This window comes from Pigmentiphaga soli (genome assembly GCF_039541095.1).
GTDB classification, from domain to species: domain Bacteria; phylum Pseudomonadota; class Gammaproteobacteria; order Burkholderiales; family Burkholderiaceae_B; genus Pigmentiphaga; species Pigmentiphaga soli.
Window position 1 is genome coordinate 18,872 of record NZ_BAABFO010000038.1, and the last position, 17,583, is coordinate 36,454.

At 69.9% G+C, this 17,583-nt stretch carries 18 protein-coding genes; 5 read left to right on the forward strand and 13 right to left on the reverse strand.

Going from position 1 to position 17,583, the window contains the following annotated elements; genetic code table 11:
- The 3 genes from leuC to ABD927_RS23495 are packed head-to-tail and all read right to left on the reverse strand — an operon-like array spanning position 1 to position 3,239.
- The gene (leuC, locus tag ABD927_RS23485; RefSeq protein WP_345252316.1) at positions 1-1,437 is read right to left on the reverse strand and encodes a 3-isopropylmalate dehydratase large subunit; all 1,437 of its coding nucleotides are present in this window, start codon (positions 1,435-1,437) and stop codon (positions 1-3) included.
- A gap of 45 nt (positions 1,438-1,482) precedes the next feature.
- Complete coding sequence (locus tag ABD927_RS23490; RefSeq protein WP_345252317.1) at positions 1,483-2,436, reverse strand: Bug family tripartite tricarboxylate transporter substrate binding protein; 954 nt, start codon at positions 2,434-2,436, stop codon at positions 1,483-1,485.
- A 47-nt stretch (positions 2,437-2,483) separates the two neighbouring features.
- The gene (locus ABD927_RS23495) at positions 2,484-3,239 is read right to left on the reverse strand and encodes an SDR family NAD(P)-dependent oxidoreductase (RefSeq protein ID WP_345252318.1); all 756 of its coding nucleotides are present in this window, start codon (positions 3,237-3,239) and stop codon (positions 2,484-2,486) included.
- Between the two features lie 137 nt (positions 3,240-3,376).
- On the opposite strand from ABD927_RS23495, the gene ABD927_RS23500 reads away from it, so the two are divergent.
- Entirely contained in the window at positions 3,377-4,354 is a 978-nt protein-coding gene (locus ABD927_RS23500) for a LysR substrate-binding domain-containing protein (protein WP_345252319.1), read from the forward strand.
- A 6-nt stretch (positions 4,355-4,360) separates the two neighbouring features.
- On the opposite strand, the gene ABD927_RS23505 is transcribed toward ABD927_RS23500, so the two are convergent.
- From ABD927_RS23505 to ABD927_RS23525, 5 genes are all read right to left on the reverse strand, one after another.
- On the reverse strand, positions 4,361-5,560 hold the full coding sequence (locus ABD927_RS23505; RefSeq protein ID WP_345252320.1) for a CaiB/BaiF CoA transferase family protein: 1,200 nt from the start codon (positions 5,558-5,560) through the stop codon (positions 4,361-4,363).
- On the reverse strand, positions 5,557-6,651 hold the full coding sequence (locus ABD927_RS23510) for an acyl-CoA dehydrogenase family protein (RefSeq protein ID WP_345252321.1): 1,095 nt from the start codon (positions 6,649-6,651) through the stop codon (positions 5,557-5,559). The genes ABD927_RS23505 and ABD927_RS23510 overlap by 4 nt, the downstream gene beginning before the upstream one ends.
- Complete coding sequence (locus tag ABD927_RS23515; protein WP_345252322.1) at positions 6,648-7,805, reverse strand: acyl-CoA dehydrogenase family protein; 1,158 nt, start codon at positions 7,803-7,805, stop codon at positions 6,648-6,650. The genes ABD927_RS23510 and ABD927_RS23515 overlap by 4 nt, the downstream gene beginning before the upstream one ends.
- Before the next feature lie 31 nt (positions 7,806-7,836).
- Positions 7,837-9,057: a CaiB/BaiF CoA transferase family protein gene (locus ABD927_RS23520; RefSeq protein ID WP_345252323.1), complete on the reverse strand. Its 1,221-nt coding sequence runs from the start codon at positions 9,055-9,057 to the stop codon at positions 7,837-7,839.
- Positions 9,058-9,175: 118 nt separating this feature from the next.
- The gene (locus tag ABD927_RS23525) at positions 9,176-10,366 is read right to left on the reverse strand and encodes an MFS transporter (protein WP_345252324.1); all 1,191 of its coding nucleotides are present in this window, start codon (positions 10,364-10,366) and stop codon (positions 9,176-9,178) included.
- Between the two features lie 83 nt (positions 10,367-10,449).
- On the opposite strand from ABD927_RS23525, the gene ABD927_RS23530 reads away from it, so the two are divergent.
- Complete coding sequence (locus ABD927_RS23530) at positions 10,450-11,250, forward strand: AraC family transcriptional regulator (protein ID WP_345252325.1); 801 nt, start codon at positions 10,450-10,452, stop codon at positions 11,248-11,250.
- Between the two features lie 56 nt (positions 11,251-11,306).
- Here the strand turns inward: ABD927_RS23530 and ABD927_RS23535 are convergent, their stop codons facing one another.
- Positions 11,307-11,858: a Dps family protein gene (locus tag ABD927_RS23535; RefSeq protein ID WP_345252326.1), complete on the reverse strand. Its 552-nt coding sequence runs from the start codon at positions 11,856-11,858 to the stop codon at positions 11,307-11,309.
- 189 nt (positions 11,859-12,047) lie between these two features.
- Here ABD927_RS23535 and ABD927_RS23540 point away from each other — a divergent pair, with 189 nt between their 5' ends.
- On the forward strand, positions 12,048-12,449 hold the full coding sequence (locus ABD927_RS23540) for a carboxymuconolactone decarboxylase family protein (protein WP_345252327.1): 402 nt from the start codon (positions 12,048-12,050) through the stop codon (positions 12,447-12,449).
- Positions 12,450-12,591: 142 nt separating this feature from the next.
- A complete protein-coding gene (locus tag ABD927_RS23545; RefSeq protein WP_345252328.1) occupies positions 12,592-13,542 on the forward strand; it encodes an NAD(P)-dependent oxidoreductase in 951 nt (316 codons plus the stop codon).
- A gap of 22 nt (positions 13,543-13,564) precedes the next feature.
- On the opposite strand, the gene ABD927_RS23550 is transcribed toward ABD927_RS23545, so the two are convergent.
- The 3 genes from ABD927_RS23550 to rpe all read right to left on the reverse strand — a co-directional run bounded on the left by ABD927_RS23550 (position 13,565) and on the right by rpe (position 16,806).
- Positions 13,565-15,085 (reverse strand): anthranilate synthase component I family protein, encoded by a 1,521-nt coding sequence (locus ABD927_RS23550; RefSeq protein WP_345252329.1) that lies wholly within the window; start codon positions 15,083-15,085, stop codon positions 13,565-13,567.
- A 237-nt stretch (positions 15,086-15,322) separates the two neighbouring features.
- On the reverse strand, positions 15,323-16,099 hold the full coding sequence (gene gph, locus ABD927_RS23555; protein ID WP_345252330.1) for a phosphoglycolate phosphatase: 777 nt from the start codon (positions 16,097-16,099) through the stop codon (positions 15,323-15,325).
- Positions 16,090-16,806 (reverse strand): ribulose-phosphate 3-epimerase, encoded by a 717-nt coding sequence (gene rpe, locus ABD927_RS23560; protein WP_345252331.1) that lies wholly within the window; start codon positions 16,804-16,806, stop codon positions 16,090-16,092. The genes gph and rpe overlap by 10 nt, the downstream gene beginning before the upstream one ends.
- A 75-nt stretch (positions 16,807-16,881) precedes the next feature.
- Between rpe and apaG the strand changes: the two genes are divergently transcribed.
- On the forward strand, positions 16,882-17,256 hold the full coding sequence (gene apaG, locus ABD927_RS23565) for a Co2+/Mg2+ efflux protein ApaG (protein ID WP_345252332.1): 375 nt from the start codon (positions 16,882-16,884) through the stop codon (positions 17,254-17,256).
- Here the strand turns inward: apaG and ABD927_RS23570 are convergent.
- Positions 17,250-17,583: hypothetical protein (locus tag ABD927_RS23570; RefSeq protein ID WP_345252333.1), on the reverse strand; the 334-nt coding region annotated here is incomplete at its 5' end. The two genes, apaG and ABD927_RS23570, sit on opposite strands and share 7 nt — an antisense overlap.

Consider the following 17,583-nt stretch of genomic DNA (forward strand, 5'->3'; position numbering starts at 1 on the left):
CTATGACAGGTGGCGGCGCAAGGGCGCCGCGGCCGCGAGTTTGCGCACGTCGGTGATGCGGCCGGCGACCGCGGCAGCCGCGACCATCGCCGGCGACATGAGATGCGTGCGCGAACCCTTCCCTTGCCGGCCCTCGAAATTGCGGTTGGAAGTGGAGGCGCAGCGTTCGCCGGCGGGGATCGAATCGCCGTTGATGGCGGCGCAGCCCGAACAGCCCGAGGCGCGCCAGTCGAAGCCGGCGTCGCGGAAAACGCGGTCCAGCCCTTCGGCCTCCGCCTGGCGCTTGACCGCGGTGGAGCCGGGCGATACCCAGCCGGGCACTTTCGAACGGCGCCCTTCGAGCACGGCGGCGGCCGCGCGCAGGTCTTCGATGCGGGCGTTGGTGCAGGTGCCGATGAAGGCGTGGGCGATCGGGATGCCTTCGAGCGGCGTGCCGGGGGCGAGCCCCATGTAGGCGATCGCCTGCTCCATGTGCACGCGGCGGTCGCGGTCCGCCACGCTGGCCGGGTCCGGCACCGCGGCGGTGATTTCTACGGCATCTTCGGGATTGGTGCCCCAGGTCACCATCGGCGCCAGCGTGGCCGCGTCCAGGTCGACTTCGCGGTCGAACGACGCCCCGTCGTCGGACGGCAGCGTGCGCCAGTAGGCGACGGCGCGCTCCCACAGCTGCGCCTGCGGCGCGTAGTCGCGGCCGGCCAGGTAGTCGAAGGTGCGTTCGTCGGGCGCGATCATGCCGGCGCGCGCGCCGGCCTCGATCGACATATTGCACACCGTCATCCGGCCGTCCATCGACAGCGCGCGTATCGCGGAGCCGGCATACTCGACCACGTGGCCGGTCGCGCCGGCGGTGCCGATCCGGGCGATGATGGCCAGGATGATGTCTTTCGCGGTGACGCCCTCCGGCGCGCGGCCGCCGACGTTGATGCGGAAGGTGCGCGGCTTTTTCTGCCACAGGCACTGGGTGGCCATGACCTGCTTCAACTGCGAGGCGCCGACGCCGAAGGCGAAGGCGCCCAGCGCGCCGTGGGTGGAGGTGTGCGAATCGCCGCAGGTCATGATCAGGCCCGGCTGCGTGATGCCCAGTTCCGGCCCGATCACGTGAACGATGCCCTGGCGCGGATCGTCGATGCCGAAGTGCGTCACGCCGTTGGCCAGGCTATTGCGTTCCAGCAGTTCGATCATCTCCCGCATTTCCGGATCGTGCACGGCCGCGATGCGCGGCGTGGCGATGCGGCTGGGCACGTAGTGGTCGGCCACCGCGAAGGTCTGCCGCGGCTTGCGCACCTTGCGGCCGGCCGCGGCCAGCGCGCCGAAGGCGTGGAAGGAGCCCTCGTGCACGAGGTTGCGGTCGACGTGCAGCAGCGCCTCGTCGTCGCCGCGCGCCAGGATCACGTGGCGCGACCAGATCTTTTCGAACATCGTCCGCGGCGCGTTCATGCTGGCCACGCTCGCGTCTGCCGGGGCCGGATTGCAGCATGCATGTCATTCCACCTTGATGTTGCCGGCCTTGACGATCTGCGCCCAGCGCTCGCGGTCGCGGGCGATGTAGGCGGCGAACTCCTCGGGCGTGTTGCCGACGACGTCGCTGCCTTCCCGCAGCAGCCGGTCGCGGAATTCGGGGGTCTGCACCGCCTTGACGACCGCGCCGTGGAGCCGCGCGACGATTTCCTTCGGCGTCGCGGCCGGCACGAGCACGCCGTACCACACCGCCGATTCGAAGCCGGGCACGCCTTCCTCGGCCACGGTGGGCAGGTCCGGCACCGCGGCCGAGCGCTTGGCGCCGGTGGTGGCCAGCGCGCGCAGCTTGCCCGACTTCACGTGCGGCAGCAGCACCACGATGTCGGAGAAACCGAGGGAAACCTCGCCGCTGACGATCGCCGTCGCGGCCGAGCCGACGCCGCGATAGGGCACGTGCAGCATCTGGATGTCGGCCAGCACGTTCAGCATTTCGCCCGACAGGCGGCTCGAACCGCCGGCCGAGGAAAAGGCGAGCTTGCCCGGGTTGGCCTTGGCGTAGGCGATCAGTTCCTTCACCGACTTGATCGGCAGCGAGGGATTGACCGCGAGCAGCTGCGCCGCGCTCGAAACGAGCGAGACCGGCGCGAAATCCTTGCCCGGGTCGTAGAGCTTGGGATAGAGGTTGGGGTTGACCGCAAACGGGCCGGTCGTGCCCAGCAGCAGCGTGTAGCCGTCGGGCGCCGCCTTCGACGCCATCTCGGTGCCGATCACGCCGCTGCTGCCGGCATGGTTTTCCACCACCACCGGCTGGCCCAGGTTTTCGCCGAGCCGCTGCGCCAGCAGGCGCGCGACGATGTCGGTGCCGCCGCCGGGCGCGTAGGGCACGATGAAGCGGATCGGTCGGCTGGGATACGGCTGCTGGGCGAAGGCGCCCGCGCACAGCAGCAGCATGGCGACAAAGGCTGGCACTCTTCTCATACCGGTCTCCTGGATATGTTTCTTGTCGGTACGCGCGCGGACCGCGGTCAGTACGCGAAGCGGTACATGCCGCCGTCCACCGGGATCACGGTGCCGGTCATGTAGGCTGCGCGCGGCGAGGCCAGGAATACGATGAGGTTGGCCAGTTCTTCCGGCTCGCCGAAGCGGCCCATCGGGATTTCGCGCTCGCAGAAGGCCCTGCGGTCTTCCTCGGTCGGGTGCAGCCGGTAGATCTGCTCGCTCATGATGCGGCCGGGCTGGATGCAGTGGATCGTCACGCCGAGCTTTGCGAGATCGCGCGAGATCGATTTCGACCACATGTGCAGCGCGGCCTTCGCCGGAAAGGCCGTGTTCGGCCAGCGCGGTTCGCTGGTGCCGGTGAGGCTGATCACGCGGCCCCAGTTGCGCGCCGCCATGCCGGGCAGCAGTTCGCTGGTCAGCTCCTGGATGCGCGTGTAGTTGAGCGTCATGCCCTCTTCCCACGCCGCGCGCGGGGCGTCCCACTTCACCGGCCGGCTGCCGCCGGCGGAGTTCACCAGGATGTCGACCTGCCCGAGCCTGTCCTGCGCCGCGGCCGCCAGCTTCTGCGTGGCGTCGGCCTCGTACAGGTCGACGGGCAGCACGACGGGCTCGGGCCCGCCCGCCTCGACGATCTCCTGGGCGAGCTTGTCCAGCGCCTCGACGCGCCGCGCGGCGATGCCGACCCGCACGCCCTCTTGCGCCAGCGCCTTGGCGGCCGCGCGACCGATGCCCATGCTCGCGCCCGTCACCAGCGCGGTCCTGTCTTTCAGTTGGAGATCCAAGTGTCTACCTCGCGATATTCAGATATTGATAGTGGCCGGCCGGGGTCCGATGGCACGAGGAGTGTAGGTAAGCCAAATAGCGCACACAACAGATATGATTGAATACGTCTATTCACTATCCGTATACCTGTCGAGCCATGAACCTGCGCCACATCCGATACTTCTGCACGCTGGCCGAATGCGGTTTCAACATGTCGCGGGCGGCGGGGCTGCTGCATACCTCGCAGCCGAGCATCAGCCGCCACATCCAGGCGCTGGAAGACGAACTCGGCATCGCGCTGCTCAGGCGCGGCAAGAAGCGGGTGACCGGGCTGACGGTGGCCGGCGCCGAGGCGCTGAAGGCGGCGCGCCGCATGCTGCGCGAGGCGGACAACCTGAAGAAGCTCGGCAGCGAGTTCAGCTCGCACGATTCGGGACGCCTGGTCGTCACGACCTCGCATACGCACGCGATGTACGTGCTGCCCAAGGTGCTGGAGGCGTTCGCGCGCGACTATCCGAAGGTGCAGGTGAACATCCGCCAGGGCAATCCGCAGCAGCTCACCGAATGGCTGGTGAGCGGCGAGGCCGACGTGTCGATCTCGTCCACGGCCGTGAGGCCGCCGCCGGAGCTGGCGCTACTGCCCTGCTACGAGCATCCGGTCGTGATACTGGTGCCGAACCGCCATCCGCTGCTGGCCAAGCGCACCGTATCGATCCGCGACCTGGCCGATATTCCCTTGATCACCTACAACGCCGAGTTTTCCATCCACACGCGGGTGATGGAGGCGTTCAAGCGCGGGAAGACGACGCCGAACATCGTGCTCAGCGCCACCGACGTCGATGTGATGAAGACCTATGTCAAGCACGGGCTGGGCATCGCGATCATGACCTCGCTGGGCTACGACGCGAAACAGGACCGGGGCCTGAAGGCGATCGACGCGAAGCATCTTTTCGGAGCGACCCGGATCCACCTGGGCGTGCGCAGGTTCGACTGCCTGCGGCAGTACGCGCTGCATTTCATCAGGCTGTTTTCCCCGGAGCTCTCGCCCGAGGTGGTGACCAGCGAGATCTTCCGCGAGGAAGGCGGCGGCGAGGATGCGGGCGCGACGATGTGGCGCCCGGCCGGGACGGCGTGAGCGTGTTCAGGCGACGACTTTTCTCCGGCGCAGGTCGGCGATGCCGGCCTCCAGCCCGAGTTCGGCCAGGATCTGGTCCGTATGCCCGCCCAGCGCCGGCGGCCCGGACTGCAGATGCCACGGGGTTTCCGACATCCTGAGCGGATTCGCCAGCGAGTCCAGGGTGCCGCCGCCGGGGTGGCCCGATTGCACCAGGCTGCCGTTGTGCAGGATCTGCGGGTCGGCCGCGATCTCTTCATAGGCCTGGACCGGCGCGCACATCACGTCCTGCCGTTCCAGCTCCTCTATCCATTCCCGCACCGGCCGCTTGGCGAATTCGGCCGCGAAGCGTTCGCGCAGTTCGTCGTAGCGCTCGAGCGCGAGGGCCGGCGTGGCGTAGCGGGGGTCCGCCCCGAGATCGGGAAGCCCGAGCAGGGCGCACATTTTCGAGACGTGGTTGCCGGTCTCGAACACCAGCGTCACCACCAGGTAGCCGTCCTGCGCCTTGAAGACGCCCGACGTGGGACCGTGGTGGGGCCGCGTGCCGCCGCGCGGGGGGCGGGCCGGCGGCTGCCTAGTGTTCAGGTAGATCGTCATGTCCTGGAGCTGCGGCCACAGCACGCTGTCGAGCAGGTTGGTCTCGATGCGCTGGCCGCGGCCGCTGCGCTGCCGCGCCTGCAGTGCGATGAGGATGCCCTGGCACAGCAGCGTCCCGGCCATGAAATCGGCCACCGGGAAGCCGACGAAGGTGGGCGGGTCGTCGCGGGCGCCGTTGCGCCACATCATGCCGCCCAGCGCTTGCGCCAGGATGTCCTGGCCCTTGCGGTCGCGGTAGGGGCCGGTCTGGCCGAAGCCGCTGATCGACGCGTAGACCAGCCCCGGATTGGCCGCCGCCAAGGCCTCGTAGCCCAGACCCAGCTTGTCGAGGACGCCGGGCCGGAAGTTCTCGACCAGCACGTCGGCGCGCCGCGCCAGCGCGCGCACGATGTCCTTGCCCTCGGGGTGGCTGAGGTCGACGGCGAGGCTGCGCTTGTTGCGGTTCAAGGCCAGGAAGTTGGCGCCGAAGCCGCCCAGCTGCGGCCGCGTGTTGCGGGCCAGGTCGCCGCTGCCGGGGCGCTCGATCTTCACCACGTCGGCGCCGAAATCGGCCAGCATCTGGGTGCAGACCGGGCCCGAGACCACCTGGCTCAGGTCCAGGATCCGCAGTCCTTCGAGAGCGGAATTCATAGGCTGGATGCCTCCTCTGCTTGCGTGTGCCGTTGCGAGGTCAGGAAGGGCCACAGTTGCTCGCCGCCCGTTCGGGCCGCGCTGCGGCCCAGCCACATCGCCCACTCCACCTCGGAACCGAACTCGTCGCGCCATGCCCACAGCCGCCGCGTGCTGCGATGGAGATCGTGCTCGTGCGTGAAGCCCATCGCGCCGTGCACCTGGTGCGCGATCGCGGCGGCGATGCCCGCCGCCTGGCCGACGCGGGTCTTGGCGGCGGCGACCTGGAAATCGCCGCCGCCGGACGCGTGCGCCGCGATCGCGGCCTGCACGGCGGCGTTCGACGCGGCGACGTGCGTGGCGAGCACCGCGATCTGCTGCTGCACCGCCTGGAACTTGCCGATGGGCCGGCCGAACTGTACCCGCTCCCGGGCGTAGTTCACCGTCAGCCGGAGGACGGTTTCGAGCGCGCCGGCCATGGCCACGGCCCGGGCGAGCGCGCCGCGCAGATAGAGGTCGTCATGGCCGAGGCCGGCGCCGGGCGCGCCGATGGCGTCGGGCGAAATCGCGGCGTCGTCGAAGCGCAGCGTGTCGCGCGGCTCGCGCGCGTGGTTCCAGCCCTGCGCCTCGACCCCGGGGCAGTCCAGGCGCACGGTGGCGGCCTGCCCGCCGTCGTCGGCAAGCAGGACCAGCGTGCGCGCATCGCGCGCCCAGGGCACGCGATGCGCCACGCCGGAGAGCCGAATCTTCCCGCCGCGGCGGCTGATGGCAAGGCGGTCGCCGCGGAGCACGGGGGCGATGGTGGCCGGGCCGTCCGCGGCCGGCAGCCCGGCGGCGTCGAGCGCCTGTTCGGCCAGCAGGGTTTCGGGCAGCGGCACGGGCGCGGCATGCGCGCCGACCGCCTTTACCAGGACGTACACATGATGGATGTCGCCGCCCGATCCGCCGCGGGCTTCGCTGCGGGCGGCGGCGGCAAGGCCCGTCTCTTCCAGGGCACGCCATAACCCGGCCGGCCACGTACCCTGCTCGGCCGCATCGCCCACGGCGCGGGTGCACAGGTCGCTAAGCAGCCGGTTGGCGGACTCTTGCAGAATGCGCTGCGTGTCGTTCATTTCAACCCCAGTCCTTTGGCGATGACGCCGCGCAGGATTTCCTTGGTGCCGCCCCGGATGGTGTACGAGGGGCTGTAGTACAGGGCGCGGTCCATCACCGTGTTGAAGGCGTCCTCCGGCGGCAGCGCCGCGCGCGCCTGTTCGGACACGATCTCGCGCGCCACGGCCGGCACGTCCTGGTCGAAGGCGTTGCCGAGGTCCTTGATGAGGGCGGCCTCCAGGTTGGGCGCTTCGCCGCGGCCCAGCATGGTGGCGATCGAGAACGACATCTGCCGCAGCGTCCACAGCTGCGCCACGAGCCGCCCGAGCTTTTCCAGGTCGGCCTCCGCCGGCCGCGCCGCGACGCGGTCGACCAGCTGGGTCAGCAGGCCGAAGCTGCTGAGCCAGCGCTCCGGGCTGCTGCGCTCGTGCGCGAGGTCGCCGGTCACCTGCTTCCAGCCGTTGCCGACCGTGCCGATCACCATGTCGTCGGGAACGAAGGCGTCGTCGAAGACGATCTCGTTGAAATCGTGCTCCCCGGCCAGGCTGATGATGGGACGCACCGTGATGCCCGGGGTCTTCATGTCGACGATGAACTGGGTGACGCCGCCGTGGCGGTCTTCGTCGCTGCGCGGAGAGGTCCGCGCGAACAGATTCATCATGTGCGCGCGGTGGGCGTAGCCTACCCAGACCTTGCGCCCGGTGATCGACCATCCGCCCTCCACTTTCCTGCCGGCCGTGCGGATCGAGGCCAGGTCGGAGCCGGAGTCGGGCTCGCTCAGCCCGTAGCAGAAGAACAGTTCGCCGCTGGCGATGCGGGGAAGATAGGCCAGCTTCTGCGCTTCCGATCCGGCGCTGAGCAGCAGCGGGCCCAGCTGCCGGTCGGCCATCCAGTGCGCGCGGACCGGCGCGCCGGCGGCCAGCAGCTCTTCGGTGACGACGTAGCGCTCCAGCGAGCTCCGTTCCTGGCCGCCGTAGCGGCGGGGCCAGGTCATGCCGATCCAGCCGCGCGCGCCAACCTCGCGGCTGAAGTCCGGGTCCCAGTGGTCCCAGCCGGTGGCGCGGGTGAAGACGCCGGCGGAACGGGCGTCGGCCAGGAACTGCCTGACCTCGGCGCGCAGCGCGGCGAGCCGGTCGTCGTCCTGCGCGACCGCGGTGAAATTGTTCAATTCCATTCGATGCTCTTCGGGAAGGCGGTTGTCGTCATCAGGCGGTTTGCTTTGCCGGCGCGGCGCGCACGGCGCCGTCGGCCAGCAGGGCCTGGATATCGGCGCCGGCATAGCCGGCCTCGCGCAGCACCTCGATCGTGTGCTCGCCAAGCAGCGGGGCCGGGCGCGTGTTCTCCGGTTCCGTATCCGACCAGCGCGTAGGCACGCGCATCATCACCAGCGGTCCTTCGGTCGGGTGTTCGACCGGCTTGAAGAAACCGGCCTGGCGCAGCTGCGGATCGTCCATCAGCTGCTCGAGCGAGCGCACGGGCGCGGCGGGCAGGCCGGCCCGGTCGAAACGCGCCAGCCATTCGGCGGTCGTGCGGCCGGCCAGCTCGCTTTCGACGAAGCAGTGGCACTGCGCCATGTTGCGGTCGCGCTCGGCGCCCCGCGCGAAACGCGCGTCGGACATCATCTCCGGCCGGCCCACGAGGTCGCAGAAAGCCGCGAACTGGTCGTCCCGCTCGAACGCGTAGCAGAGGTAGCCATCGAGGGTACGCGCGGGGCGGCGCGCGAACATGCTGTCCATGCCGGCCTCGCCCAGTGCGGGCTCGAAGCCGCGGCCCTCCATGTGTTCGGAGAGCACGAACGCGGCCAGCGTTTCGAACATGGGCAATTCGATGGCCTGTCCCGTTCCCAGCCGATCGCGCGCGAGCAGCGCAGCCAGCAGCGTGTGCGCGAGCATGAGCCCGCAGCTGCGGTCGGCGAACATGAAGGGCAGGAAGGACGGCGCCGCGCCGTTCAGCCTGGCCTGCAGCATGGGGATGGCCGACAGGCCCTGGATGACCTCGTCGTAGGCGGGCTTGGACGCGTAGGGGCCGCCCTCGCCGAAGCCCGCGGCGCCGCAGTAGACGATGCGCGGATTGGCGGCCGATACGTCCTCGCAGGTGAGCCCGAGCCGTTGCATCGCGGCGCGCCGGCTGTTGTAGACGAAGACGTCGGCCTCTTCGCACAGCCGCAGCACGACGGCGCGCCCCTGCGGCCGCTTGAGGTCGACCACGATGCTGCGCTTGCCGCGGTTGTTGTGCAGGAATTGCGAGGTCATCTTCGGATGCCGCGACGGACCCTGCGTGCGGCGGCCGTCGCCCTGCGGCGGCTCGACCTTGACCACGTCGGCGCCCAGATCGGCCATCAGCTGGGTCGCGTACGGGCCGATCACCTCCATCGTCATGTCGACGATTCTGATACCGCGCAGCGGGCCCTGGACGACTGGTGTCATGGCTATAGGCGAACAAAGGACACGCGGAGTGTATGTAGGCCAAATAGCGCAGACAACAGATATGATTGAATACGTCTATGCACTGGCTGTATAGAAGGCGCGGACGCGCCGCGGACCGCTAGGCGCCGCCGATATGCCGGTTCCTGCCCGCCAGCCACCCCATCGCGGCCGCGCCGGCGGCCAGCGCCGCGCAGCCGGCCAGCGGCACCGTCCAGCCCCCCAGGCCGTCGTGGATCGCGCCGACCACCGACGGGCCCGCGGCCGCCAGCAGATAGCCGATGCCCTGCGCCATGCCCGACAGCGCGGCGGCCTGCTGCGCGCTGGCGGCGCGCAGGCTGACGAAGGCCAGCCCCAGGATGATCGCCGCGCCCGAACCGAAGCCGAGCATGAAGGCCCAGACGGCGGCCCATTGCGGCGCCGCGAGCAGCCCCAGCAAGGCGATGGCGGCCAGCCCCGCCACGGCGGCCGCCGGCGCGCGCTGGTCGCGCAGCCGGGCCAGCAGCGGCCCCAGGACCAGCCCCGGCAGCGCGGTGGCGAGCTGCAGCAGGCCGTGCAGCGAGCCGGCCCGGGCGGGCGAGAAGCCGGCGTCGGCCAGGATGGTGGGCAGCCAGCCGACGGCCGCGTAGTACAGCGTGGAATTCAGGCCCAGGAACAAGGTGATCTGCCAGGCCAGCGCCGAACGCCACAGCGCCCCCCCGCCATGCGGGGCGGATGCCGCGCCGCGCGCCGGCATGGCGTGCCCGCCGAGCTGGGCGGCCCAGACCGCCAGCGCGGCCAGCGGCAATACGGCGAACGCGCCCAGCGCGCCGCGCCAGCCCCAGGCATGCGCCAGCGGCACGGCAAGCGCCGAGCCGAGCGCCGCGGCCAGCCCCATCGCCAGCGCGTAGGCCGCGGTGGTGGCGGCCACGCGCTGCGGGAAGTCGCGCTTGACCAGGCTGGGCAGCAGCACGTTGCCGACCGCGATGCCCATGCCGATGACGGCGGTGCCCAGGTACAGGCAGGCGGCGGTGCCGGCCGAGCGCAGCGCGATGCCGGCGGCGATCGCGGCCAGCGCGGCGAACAGCGTGCGTTCCAGCCCGAAGGCGCGCGCCGCCCGCGCGCCGAGCGGCGACACGGCGGCGAAGGCCAGCAGCGGCAGGGTCGTGAGCGCGCCGGCGGCGGCGGTGCCCAGGCCGAAGGCCGGCCGGATCAGGTTGAGCAGCGGCGCGACGCCGGTGATGGGCGCGCGCAGGTTGGCGGCGATCAGCAGGATGCCGGCGTAAAGCAGCGCCGGCGCGGCGGCCTGGCGAGGCCGTGTCGATGTAGCCATCTGGAAACTCCTGGGGAATACCCGTAGGCTACGCGTCCTGCTTCTGGTGTAATACAGCAGGGTTGACTATTTATCGCTAAATCATGCCAGGCGATGCCGCATCCAGCGCCTTCCTGTCGGGATTCGACCCGGACACCAATCCGCGGCCGGCGGTCGCGCTGCGCCTGGAGGTGGCCGAAAACCGCTCGGAACAGCCGGTGCATCGCCACCGCAAGGGGCAATTAGTGCTGGCCTTGCACGGCGGGGTCACTTGCGAAGTCCCGAACGCGCTGTGGATGGTGCCGCCGCAGTGCGGCGTGTGGATTCCAGGCGGCATGCCGCACAGCAATCAGGTCACCGCCAACGCGCGGATCTGCTTCCTGTTCGTGGAGCCGGGGGCGGCCGACATGCCTTCCGAATGCTGTACGCTGTCGCTCAGCCCGCTGGTGCGCGAGCTGATCCAGTACCTGGCCGCGCAGGACCAGGACTATGCGCGCGAGGGGCCGACCGCGCGGCTGGTGGGCGTGCTGCTCGATCAACTGGCCACCATGCCGGTGGAACAGCTGCACTTGCCGATCTCCGACCATCCCAAGGTGCGCCGCATCGCCGACACGCTGACGGCCGACCCGGCCGACCGCACCACGCTGGCCGCCTGGGCCGAACGGCTGGCGATGAGCGAACGGTCGCTGGCCCGGCTCGTGCTGCGCGAAACAGGGCTGACCTTCGGCCGCTGGCGGCGGCAGCTGCACCTGATCGTGGCGCTGCGCTGGCTGGCGGCGGGGGCGTCGGTGCAGCGGGTGGCCAACGACCTCGGCTACGACTCGGTCACGGCCTTCATCACGATGTTCAGGAAGTCGCTGGGGCAGCCGCCGGGGCGTTACTTCGCCGCGCTGCGCCAGCCGTAGCGGGCGGGCCCCGGCGGGCGGCCGCCGCCCGGCCGGGGCACGGCGCGGCATGGCATTCAATGGCCGGTGCCGTCGCCCTGGCGGCTCGCCTCGAACAGGAACCAGGTGCGCCGCTCGGTTTCGTCGATCCAGTTCTCGATCAGGCTGGCGGTGGCGATGTCGTTATGGGTATCGCAGACTTCGTGGGCTTCCCTGAGGCCCTTCGCCAGCGTCTTGTTGTCTTCGCGCAGCTCCGCGAGCATGTCCAGCGGCTGGACGTAGTCGGCGTCGTTGTCGAGGATGCGCTGGGTCTTGGATATGTGGCCGATCGAGCGCAGGGTGGTCGCGCCGATCTTGCGGATGCGCTCGGCGATCGGGTCGGTCATCGCGAACAGCTGGTCCGCCTGTTCGTCGAGCAGCAGGTGATAGTCGCGGAAGTGCGGGCCGCTCATGTGCCAATGGAAATTCTTGGTTTTCAGATAAAGCGCGAAGACGTCGGCCAGGATGGCGTTCATGGCCGCGCCGATATCGGCGGCGGCCTCCGCCTTCAGGTCGGTCGGCGTGACCAGCGGCCGGCGGCGCCTGGCCTTCAGCGCCTCGACGGATTCGTTCTGGATCTTCTTGGGCATGGCACATCCTCTATCGAAGAAGGGAGAGCAACATCCGCCAGAATATGCCGTTCCGGCGCATTGTCAAAGCCAAAGCGACATGGCCGATCATTGCGCGCCGCCGATGTGACGGGCCGTTATGATGTGCCTGCGGCCGCCGCCTCGGCGCCGTCCCGACTTCCCACTGCTGCAGACAATCCAGGAGCCACCATGTCCGATGATGACGCGCTGTTCAACAAGGGCCTGCCGATCCGGCGCGAAGTGCTCGGCCCGGAATACGTCGACAAGTCCCTCGCCAACGCCGACGAGTTCATGATGTCGTTCCAGCGCGCCACCACGGCGTGGGCCTGGGGCTGGGCCTGGGGCGACCCGACGCTGGACCGCAAGACCCGCAGCCTGCTGAACCTGGCGATGCTGACCGCCACCGGCAAGTCGCACGAGATCAAGCTGCACGTGCGCGGCGCGCTGAACAATGGCGTGACGGTGGACGAGATCAAGGCGGCGCTGCTGCACGCCACGGCCTATTCGGGCATTCCGGCCGGGCTGGAGGCGTTCAAGGCCGCGCACGAAGTGCTGGTGCAGGAAGGCGCGCTGCCCGGCAAGAAGGCCTGAAGGCCGCACGGCGCGCGCTCGGCGGGGCGTTGCGCGCCGCAGGCCTGTGACCGGACGGCGCGCGGCGGGTATTTCTTTTTTTCTCGCGCACGTTGCCAAATTCTTATAATCGGCCAACGACAACGCAGCCGGTCCCCTCTTGATGACAACTTCCGAATCGCCCCCCGTCGCCTTGCTCGCTCCCATGCCGCCGCTGTTGACCAAGCGGCTGCAGGAATCGGGTTTCCGCGTGATCAACGCCTTCGAGGCTGCGCCGGAAGCGCTGCTGGAGGTCCGTGCCGCCGTCACGCGCGGCTCGCTCGACACCGGCCACGCCGTTTTCTCGCGCTTTCCGCGGCTCGGCCTGCTGTGCTGCTGGGGCGTGGGCTACGACGGCGTCGACCTGGCGGCGGCGCGCGAGCGCGGCATTCAGGTTTCCAACAGCCCTGGCATCAATGCCGCCAGCGTGGCCGACCTGGCCATCGGCCTGATGATCTCGATCATGCGCGCCCTGCCGGTGGCCGAGCGCTACCTGCGCGCCGGCCAGTGGCAGGACGCCGGCGTGCGCCTGCCTGCGGCGCGCGGCCTGACCGGCGGCCGGGTGGGCATCTTCGGCTACGGCCAGGTGGGGCGCCGCGTGGCGGCCCGGGCGCGCGCGCTCGACATGACGATCGGCTGCTACACCCGCCGCCCGCCCGCCGACGACGACGTGCAGGCCTTTCCCGACCTGGTTTCGCTGGCGCAGTGGGCCGACGTGCTGGTGGTGGCGGCCAGCGCCGACGCCTCCACCTTCCACGCGGTGGATGCCCGCGTGCTGCAGGCGCTGGGGCCGGAGGGCTACCTGGTCAACGTGTCGCGCGGGTCGGTGGTCGACGAGGCGGCGCTGTGTCGCGTGCTCGACGCCAGGCAACTGGCCGGCGTCGGCAGCGACGTGTTCGAGCAGGAGCCGCAAGTCTCCGACGCCCTGCTGAAATTCCCGAACGCCGTGCTGACGCCGCACGTGGGCGGCTCGACCCAGTCCGCGCAGGCGGCGCTGGTGGAAACCGTGGTGTCGAACGTGACGCGCTTCTTTTCGGAAGGCCGGCCGCTGTATCCCGTGGCCACCGGAGCCTGAGTCACGCGCGCGGCGCGAACCGTCAGATAGGGTCGTCCAGTCCGAACTGCACCTGCTCGGCGGCGCGCAGCACGGCGCGGGCCTTGGCCTCGGTTTCCAGCCATTCCTTCTCGGGGTCGGAATCGGCCACGATGCCGGCGGCGGCCTGGGCGTACAGCGTGCCGTTCTTGATGACGCCGGTGCGGATCGCGATCGCCACGTCCATCTCGCCGCCATAGCTCAGGTAGCCGGCGGCGCCCGCGTACACGCAGCGGCGCACCGGCTCCAGTTCGTCGATCAGCTCCAGCGCGCGCACCTTGGGCGCGCCCGACAGCGTGCCGGCCGGGAAGGTGGCGCGCAGCACGTCCATCGAGCTCATGCCGGGCCGCAGCGTGCCGGTCACGTTCGACACCAGATGCATCACGTGCGAATAGCGCTCGATGACCATCTGGTCGGTCACCTCGACCGAGCCGATCTCGGCGATGCGGCCGATGTCGTTGCGGGCCAGGTCGATCAGCATCACATGCTCGGCGATCTCTTTCGGATCGGCGCGCAGCTCGGCCGCCAGCGCGGCGTCTTCCTCGGGCGTGGCGCCGCGCGGCCGGGTGCCGGCCAGCGGCCGGATGGTGACCTTGTTCTTGGCCTCGCCCTGCTCGACCACCTTCTCCTGCCGCACCAGGATCTCGGGCGAGGCGCCCACCACGTGGAAGTCGCCGAAGTTCCAGAAGTACATGTACGGCGACGGGTTCAGCGAGCGCAGCGCGCGGTACAGCGACAGCGGCGAATCGCGGAACGGCTTGGCGATCACCTGCCCCACCTGCACCTGCATCAGGTCGCCGGCGGCGATGTATTCCTTGGCCCGGCGCACCGCGGCCAGGTAGTCTTCCTTGCGGAAGTCGCGCCGCGCCTCGGTGCTCATCGAGGCCTGGCTGTAGGGCACGTCGACCGGCCGGCGCAGCTGGGCGCGCAGGTCGAGCAGCCGGGCGCGGGCGCGCGCGTAGGCCTCGGGCTGCGACGGGTCGGCGTACACAACCAGGTACAGCCTGCCGCTCAGGTTGTCGACGATGGCCAGTTCGTCGATCAGCAGCAGCACCATGTCGGGCACCGGCTCGCCCATGCCGGCGGGATCGGGCTTGGTGCAGGGGCCCAGGCGCGGCTCGATGTGGCGCACCATGTCGTAGCCGAAGTAGCCGGCCAGGCCGCCCACGAAGCGCGGCATGCCGGGCCGCAGCGCCACCTTGAAGCGCTGCTGGTAGCGGGCGATGAATTCGAGCGGGTCGCCTTCGTGGGTTTCCGCCACGCGGCCGTCCACCAGCACTTCGGTCAGGCTGCCGCGGTTGCGCAGCACGGTGCGGGCCGGCAGGCCGATGAAAGAATAGCGGCCGAAGCGCTCGCCGCCCACCACCGATTCGAGCAGGCAGCTCATCGCGCCGCCCTGCGGGCCGCTCTGGGCCAGCTTCAGGTACAGCGCCAGCGGCGTGTCCAGGTCGGCGTAGGTCTCGGAGACCAGCGGGATGCGGTTGTAGCCCTGGGCGGCCAGTGCCTGGAATTCGACTTCGGTCATGTTTGCCTCGGAAACGGATCGATGCTGGTCGGATCCCGCATCCGGCGACCGAGGGGCACGATGAAAACCCGCCTGCGGTCGGGGACGCGGGCGGAGATTCGAAGGTGTTCAGGAAGGCCGGCGCGCCGCTGTGAAGCCCGCGCCGGCCAGGGGAATCATCGCCACCCGGCTGACGAACGCCACCAGCGCCGCCAGGGGCGCGCTTGGAGGAACGAGGGGTGAATGATGGGAATCATGTCAGTTTTTCGCGGGCGCTGCGATCCATCGCGCCACATCCTGGAGCGTGGCCACTATACCATCGGCCTCGATCATGCGCACGTCGCGGCCCTCGTTGTAGGCGTAGGGCACCAGCAGCACCGGGCAGCCGGCGGCGCGGCCGGCCGCCGCGTCATGCATCGAATCGCCCACCATCACGGCCTCGGCCGGCGCCACGCCCAGCAGCTCGCAGGCGCGCAGCACGGGCATCGGGTCGGGCTTCTTGCGGGCGCAGGTATCGCCGCTGACCACGGCGTCGAAATACGCGCGCAGCCCCGTGCGCTCGAGCAGCGGCAGCGTGAACGCTTCCGGCTTGTTGGTGACCACGGCCAGCTTCAGGCCGAGTTCGCGCATGGCCCGCAAGCCTTCGGGCACGCCCTCGAAGATGCGCGCCTTCTCGCCGTTGACCAGGTGGTAGGCGCGGCGGAACGCGGCCAGGGCGCGGTCGAAGCGGCCGGCGGCGGCCTGTGCGCCAGTTGCCGGGGCGGCGCTGCGGTCTGCGGCGTCGGCGACGGCCGGCTCCTGCGGGTCGAGGCTGCCCGCCAGCGCGCGCCGCACGAGGTTCTCGATGCCGCGGCCGACGAAAGTGGCGATCACGTCGTCGCGCAGCGGCGGCAGGCCGAATTCGACCCGCATCGCGTTGGCCGCATGGGCGAGATCGGGCACCGAATCGAGCAGCGTGCCGTCCAGGTCCAGCAGCGCGGCGCGCCAGCGGCCGGACGGACGGGCCTGGACGACCGCCGCCTGGCTCAGGCCCATGACGACTCGCCGTGCGCGATCTGCGCGCGCAGTTCGGCGATCACCTTGGCATAGTCCGGCTTGCCGAAGATGGCCGAGCCGGCCACGAAGGTATCGGCGCCGGCCGCCCGGATCTGCGCGATGTTGTCGGTTTTGACGCCGCCGTCGATCTCCAGCAGGATGGCGCGGCCGGTGGCGGCCTGCCAGCGGTCGATGCGGGCGCGCGCCTGGCGCAGCTTGTCGAGCGCCGACGGCAGGAAGCTCTGGCCGCCGAAGCCGGGGTTGACCGACATCAGCAGCACGAGGTCGAGCCGGTCCATGACGTGGTCCATCCAGTCCAGCGGGGTGGCCGGGTTGAACACCAGCCCGGCCTGGCAGCCGTGGTCGCGGATCAGCGCCAGCGAGCGGTCCACGTGGCGCGAGGCCTCGGGGTGGAAGGTGATGACGTTGGCGCCGGCCTTGGCGAACATCGGGATCAGGGCGTCCACCGGCTCCACCATCAGGTGGACGTCGATCGGCAGCTCCACATGGGGCCGGATGGCTTCGCACACCATCGGGCCGATCGTGAGGTTGGGCACGTAATGGTTGTCCATCACGTCGAAGTGTATCCAGTCCGCACCGGCGGCGGCCACGGCGCGCACTTCTTCTCCCAACCGGGCGAAATCGGCGGATAGAATGCTGGGAGCAATGCGAGTAGCCGCTCGGCTGGCGGGTGTCGGAACAGACATGGGAATTCCCTCGGAATGGAACGATGGAGTTGCCGGCCGATTGTATGAAAGTTCACGCATCGACATGGCAAAGGCATGAAATCTCACGAATTGACGGTCACCGTCCAGCCCCGGTACGTTGCCGAACAGTCGGATCCGGCGGAGCGGCAATTCGTCTTCGCTTATACGATCCGCATCACCAATACCGGCTCGGAACCGGCCCAGCTGATCAGCCGGCACTGGATCATCACCGACGGCGACCAGCGCCAGCAGGAAGTGCGCGGCCTGGGCGTGGTGGGGCAGCAGCCGCTGCTCAAGCCCGGCGAAAGCTTCGAATACACCAGCGGCTGCCCGCTATCCACGCCCGTGGGAACGATGCGCGGCACCTACCACTGCGTGGGCGACAACGGCACGCCGTTCGAAGTGGAAATCCCCGAGTTCGTGCTGGCCATGCCGCGCACGCTTCACTGATCCGGATCGCCCGGGGCCTGCCGGCCGCCGGCCGGCGCCTGCGTGCCGTCGCCCTTGCGCGTCAGGTCGCGCCGCTTGGGCCACATGGTCCAGGCGACGATAAGCACAAACACAGCGAGCGCCAACAAGGCTTCCAGAAGGAGCAACCACATAATGTCTGTTCGCGGATTTCTTGCGACGAAACCGTATTGCCTGCAATTTAACCGTTTACGCCCGATCGCGCTGGCCTGCGCCGCGCTGGCGCTGTCGGCCTGCGCGCCGCAGCCGCCGGCGGTCCAGGTCGAGACGCCGGCGGCGCCCTGCGGCCGCGTGGCCGCGCAGCCGGCC